The 690-nt window shown below is 57.8% G+C and carries 1 protein-coding gene; it reads left to right on the forward strand.

Annotated elements, in window-relative coordinates:
- Positions 1 to 205 precede the first annotated feature (205 nt).
- Positions 206 to 690: sigma factor (locus tag AC1D0Z_RS23550; protein ID WP_477660534.1), on the forward strand; the 485-nt coding region annotated here is incomplete at its 3' end.

Here is a 690-nt window from a genome sequence, read left to right on the forward strand (position 1 = left end):
TGTTCATCCTGGACGATGGATGGAGCCTTGTGCTCAAGGCACTCGTAGGCAGCTTTCATTGAGCCCGGTGTCCACCATGCCGAAGACAGCACACAATCAGCCGCCCCAGTCTGCGCTACCTGCAGGACTGGGGGATGATGAGCTGCTGCTGTGGAGAGCGTGGATAGACCAGCGWGCGGCCCCTGCCCGAGAGAAACTTCTTTCCATGCACCTGCCATATGCTCGCATCGTCGCTGCGACTTTTTACGCGCGCCGCACCCACGACGAAGTGGAGTTCGATGACTATCTTCAACTTGCCAGCGTGGGGTTATTGGAGTCTTTTGATCGTTATGAACCTTCGCTGGGAGCGCAGTTCAGGACTTTTGCCGCTCGCAGAATGCAGGGTTCCATCCTTAACGGGCTTGCCCGGTTGACGGAGAAGAACCAGCAGATTGCAGTTCAGGGCGAGTTGCGCCGCGAGCGCCTCGGCGCCGTCAAAGCGGCGGCGCTGGAGAAACTGGATCCGGCTCTGGCGGCGACAGAAGGCGCCGAACTTTCATCCAGGATGAACGATCCAAAGTTCCTGTTTTCTTTTCTTGCCGAAGTCGGTATGAGCCTGGCCCTGGGAGTCATGCTCGAAGGCACCGGGATGATAGATGCTGAGGCGTTTCATTCGGAGGCCGCTGAAGCTTCTGCTGAGGTGACCTATTT

Source organism: Polaromonas sp. P1_E3 (genome assembly GCF_056405935.1).